4 protein-coding genes, 1 rRNA gene and 1 pseudogene are annotated in these 4,216 nt (G+C 72.2%); 3 read left to right on the top strand and 3 right to left on the bottom strand.

What is annotated here, in order from left to right:
- Together ABTZ03_RS43970 and ABTZ03_RS43965 are read right to left on the bottom strand one after the other, a co-directional pair.
- Window positions 1–146 (bottom strand): annotated as a pseudogene (locus ABTZ03_RS43970) (electron transfer flavoprotein subunit beta); the annotation flags it as partial.
- Window positions 147–383: 237 nt separating this feature from the next.
- Window positions 384–797 (bottom strand): thioredoxin family protein, encoded by a 414-nt coding sequence (locus ABTZ03_RS43965; RefSeq protein WP_350518901.1) that lies wholly within the window; start codon window positions 795–797, stop codon window positions 384–386.
- Window positions 798–1,005: 208 nt separating this feature from the next.
- Here ABTZ03_RS43965 and ABTZ03_RS43960 point away from each other — a divergent pair, with 208 nt between their 5' ends.
- The 3 genes from ABTZ03_RS43960 to ABTZ03_RS43950 all read left to right on the top strand — a co-directional run bounded on the left by ABTZ03_RS43960 (window position 1,006) and on the right by ABTZ03_RS43950 (window position 4,085).
- Complete coding sequence (locus tag ABTZ03_RS43960; protein ID WP_350518900.1) at window positions 1,006–1,431, top strand: DUF4395 domain-containing protein; 426 nt, start codon at window positions 1,006–1,008, stop codon at window positions 1,429–1,431.
- 264 nt (window positions 1,432–1,695) lie between these two features.
- Window positions 1,696–2,466, top strand: a complete 771-nt coding sequence (locus ABTZ03_RS43955) for a lysophospholipid acyltransferase family protein (protein ID WP_350518899.1) — start codon at window positions 1,696–1,698, stop codon at window positions 2,464–2,466.
- A gap of 227 nt (window positions 2,467–2,693) precedes the next feature.
- Complete coding sequence (locus ABTZ03_RS43950) at window positions 2,694–4,085, top strand: TolB family protein (RefSeq protein WP_350518898.1); 1,392 nt, start codon at window positions 2,694–2,696, stop codon at window positions 4,083–4,085.
- Window positions 4,086–4,146: 61 nt separating this feature from the next.
- Here ABTZ03_RS43950 and rrf read toward each other — a convergent pair.
- Window positions 4,147–4,216: ribosomal RNA gene (gene rrf, locus ABTZ03_RS44375) — 5S ribosomal RNA — on the bottom strand; the annotation flags it as partial.

The following is a 4,216-nucleotide window of genomic DNA, read 5'->3' as shown; positions in this document are numbered from 1 at the left end:
CGCAGCGCCTGCTCGACGCCGTACTCGTCCAGCTCCGACAGGAGGCCGTCCACGCCCTCCCGGTCCGTGGTGTGGTCGTCCGCGAAACGACGGTCACCCGTCGCGTCCGGCACGTACTTCACACAGACAACGATCCTCAAACTCACGGCCTTGTCTCCTGTACTGGTCTCGTCCGGCGGCTGCGGCGTGCAAGCGGGTGCGAACACGGTGCGCACCCGCTCCGGGCAGCGAGTTTCCCGTGCCGGTCCGGAACTTCCTGGCAGCATACTCGCCGGTAGTCCACTCATCACTACTGGCCAGTAGCTTAGGCCGGACGGCAGGCGCGCCGCTCGCGCCCATCCTGCCCCAGACGGGGGTCGCTCCACCCCACCGGGCGACGCTCGTCACACCGCCCGGCCGAGCGCGGCGATCACGTCCGCCTTGCGCGGCAGCCCCGCCGCCCGGCGCACCACCCGCCCGGCCGCGTCCAGCACCAGGACGGTCGGCGTCCGTAGCACCGCCAGCCGGCGGACCAGCTCCAGCTGCGCCTCGGCGTCCAGCTCGACGTGGGCGACCCCGTCGACCATCCCCGCCACCTCGGCGAGCACCCGCCGGGTGGCCCGGCAGGGCTGGCAGAAGGCGGTGGAGAACTGCACCAGGGTCGCCCGCTCACCGAGCGGCCCGCCCAGGTCCTCCTCCGACAGCCGTACCGTCCCGTCCTTAGTGCGCACCCGCATCCTTCCGTCGCGCCCGACCCTCGACAGCCCGAACCCGGTCGCCGCCGTCAGCACGAGGAGGCACACCACCGGTCCGGTCATCCCTCCAGTCTGCGACAGCACGAGCGGGCTCCGGAAGGGAGGTCGACCAGTCGACACCGGGCCCGTACGATCGGCAGGTGGACTCCGACCGCCCCTCCCCGCCGCTGCTGACCGTCCGTCGCCTCGTCGACCGGGGCTCGGCCGCCACCGCCCGCCGTCGCTGACGCGCCACGCCGCAGCCGCCCGTCGCGACCCTTCCGGAGCCCCCGTGCAGACCGACCCCCGCGGTGCCCGCTTCGCCGCCGCGCTCACCACCCTCGTCCTGGTCGCCGTCCTGCTCACCGGCAGCGGCCTGCTGTTGACCGCCCAGGCGGTCGTCTTCACGCTCGCCGCGTCCGGCGGCCCCCGGCTCTCCCCGTACGGCTGGCTGTTCCACACCTTCGTCGCGCCGCGCCTGGCGCCGCCGAACGAGACCGAGGACGAGCGGCCGGTGCGCTTCGCCCAGGGCGGCGGGGCCGTCTTCGCCGCGGTCGGCACCCTCGGGTACCTCACCGGAGTCACCTGGCTCGCTCTGTCGGCCACCGGGTTCGCCCTGGCCGCCGCGTTCCTGAACGCCGCCTTCGGCTACTGCCTGGGCTGCGAGATCTACCCGATCGTCCGGCGCGCCCAAGGCCGCCTCGGCGCCGGGGCCTGAACCCCGACGGCTCGCGGCGTTCCGCAGTCCGACGCTCCGGAATACGGTCGGGAGACGGAAAAGCTCCGACCCCGGTTCATCACGGAGATCACATCGCGAATATTCGCTTGACTGGCCGCCTCAGGTGACAGCAGGCACTCGTTCGGGGGATCATCTCCGTGTATCACCCGTGACCGCCGCGGCGTGCCGTGCTCCGGTCGGCTCCCGCGCACGGCGCGGGTACCCGCCGTACCGGGCCCCGGCCCGTGGAAGTCAGGACTGACCGTGGCAGAGTTCGTCTACCCGCCGGTGATCGGCGCCGCACTCACCGCCTTCCGTGCGCTCGACGTGCGGATCAAGATCATCGGCGCCGAGCACATCCCCGCCAGGGGCGGAGCGGTGCTGGTCAGCAACCACATCAGTTACCTGGACTTCCTCTTCGCCGGGCTCGGCGCCTACCGCGGCGGCAAGCGCAAGACCCGCTTCATGGCCAAGGACGACGTCTTCCGGCACAGCGTCTCCGGCCCGCTGATGCGCGGCATGAAGCACATCCCGGTCGACCGCACCGACGGCCAGCCCGCCTACGAGGCCGCGGTCCGCGCCCTGAAGGCCGGCGAGGTCGTCGGGGTCTTCCCCGAGGCGACGATCAGCCGCTCGTTCATGCTGAAGAAGTTCAAGACCGGCGCGGCCCGGATGGCCGCCGACTCCGGCACCCCGCTGCTGCCGGTCATCCTCTGGGGCACCCAGCAGCTCTGGACCAAGGGCCGCCCGAAGACCCTCACCAAGCGGCACGTCCCGGTGACGATCATGATTGGCGAACCGATTCACCTGGGCCCGGACGACAAGCCCGTCATGGTGACCAGAAAGCTGCGCGCCGCCATGAGCGAGATGCTCGACCAGGCCCAGCGCGAGTACCCCGGCAAGCCCGCCGGCCCCGAGGACACCTGGTGGCTGCCCACCCACCTCGGCGGCACCGCGCCCACCCTGGAGGTCGCCGAGGCCGAGGACGAGGCGGAGGCCCTCGCCAAGGCCGAGCGCCGCGCGGCCCGGGGCTGAACCCGCTCCGTCCACCCTGCTCCGCTGCGCCTCCTTCTTTCCCAGGGGCGTCTACTCCGAGCGACCGAGCGGAAGCACTCCGTCGCGTGTCGCCCGGCCGCCCGCAGCTCCCCGTCTGACACAGTGACAGCTCCTTCCAGGGGCCTTCTCTCCTGGACTCGTCCTGCGCCCCTCCCTCCTCGGAACCGGGGCACGCGTCGGAGCGGTCGGAAAGGTCGGAGACGGAGATGACACGGATCACCGGCACACAGCAGTCCCCCAGCGGCAAGGCCCGCACCCGCGCAAGCGCCGGTGCGGGCCTCCTGCTTCTGGGCACCCTGCTCACCGGGTGCGGGGCCGAGCCCGGCGACATCCCGCTCTCCGAGATCCGTCCGGAATCCCCCACCGCCACCCCGGACCCGACCCCGACCGCGACCCCCGGCGTCGTCGGCGCCGCGAACGCCCAGGCCCACAACGGACTGATCGTCAGCCGGGCCTACACCGACGCCGCCCGCACCACCAGCGCCATCGTCACCCTCGGCCCCGACGGCACCGGCCGCCACCAGGTCACCCAGCCGACCGCACGCGTCCTCGACGACCGCCCGGACTGGTCCCCCGACGGCAGCGCCATCGCCTTCGACCGCACCGACCCGCAGAACGGCACCGCCCGCATCTGGACGGTCTCCACCGACGGCGACAACGCCCACCAGATCAGCCAGCTCTGCGACACCAGCAGCGCCACCACCGACTGCGCCAACGAGGACGAACGCGCCCCCGCCTTCTCCCCTGACGGCAAGCAACTGGCCTTCAGCCGTTCCTGGGGCGCCCTGGACGCGGCCCACAACAACCAGGTCCAGTACTCGGACCTCTACCTGATGAGCCCGGACGGCACCAGCGTCCAGCGGCTCACCTTCCTGACCAACGACAAGCCCTACTCCGGTGCGGTCAGCAACCCCAGCTGGTCCCCCGACGGCAAGCAGCTGACCTTCGAGTACCGCACCAGCGCCACCGGGCAGCCCGCCAACAGCCGGGCCGTCTACGTGGTCGGCGTCGACGGCACCGGGCTCCGCCAGCTCACCCCCTGGGAACTGCGCGCCGGCGACCGCGCCGCCTGGTCCCCCGACGGCACCCAGATCCTCTTCACCACCTACCCGGCCGGCCCCGACAACGCCCCCGGCGGCGGCATCTACACCGTCCACCCCGACGGCAGCGCCATCGGCGCCCTCACCCCCGCCCCCTCCACCGTGTTCTACGGCACCGCGGCCTACGCACCTGACGGCACGTCGATCGTCTTCGCCCAGGCGCCCGCAGGCTCCGGCGCCGATCTCTACAGCATGCGACCGGACGGCACGGGCGTCGCCCGGCTCACCAACAGCGCGGACCAGTGGCTCAGCCGACCGGCCTGGGGAACCGCGGCGGTACCGGCGGCAGCCCAGGCGCCCCAGTCCGAGGCTCCCTCGGAGGCCCCGTCCGAAGCACCGTCCGAAGCACCCTCCGACACTCCGGCAGCAGCGGCTCCCTCCGCGGCGGCTCCGTCGGGAGGGCCTTCGGCGCCGGCATCGGCCGGGGCGACACCGGCGGACGCCCAGGGCCAGCCGAAGACCGATGACACCCAGCTGCCGGACGACGACGACAACTGAGCAGAAACGGAAATGCGAAAAGCCCCTGATCCGAAAGGATCAGGGGCTTTTCTGAATGATTGTTCGGCGGCGTCCTACTCTCCCACAGGGTCCCCCCTGCAGTACCATCGGCGCTGTGAGGCTTAGCTTCC

Origin of the sequence: Kitasatospora sp. NPDC096077 (genome assembly GCF_040303245.1) — a bacterium.
Classification (GTDB): domain Bacteria; phylum Actinomycetota; class Actinomycetes; order Streptomycetales; family Streptomycetaceae; genus Kitasatospora.
This window is presented reverse-complemented; position numbering and strand designations above follow the sequence as displayed.

What these genes read in the sequence shown, in the direction of transcription:
- ABTZ03_RS43950 (WP_350518898.1), top strand. Translation starts at nt 2,694, where the DNA reads ATGACACGGATCACCGGCACACAGCAGTCCCCCAGCGGCAAGGCCCGC.
- ABTZ03_RS43965 (WP_350518901.1), bottom strand. Translation starts at nt 797, where the DNA reads ATGACCGGACCGGTGGTGTGCCTCCTCGTGCTGACGGCGGCGACCGGG.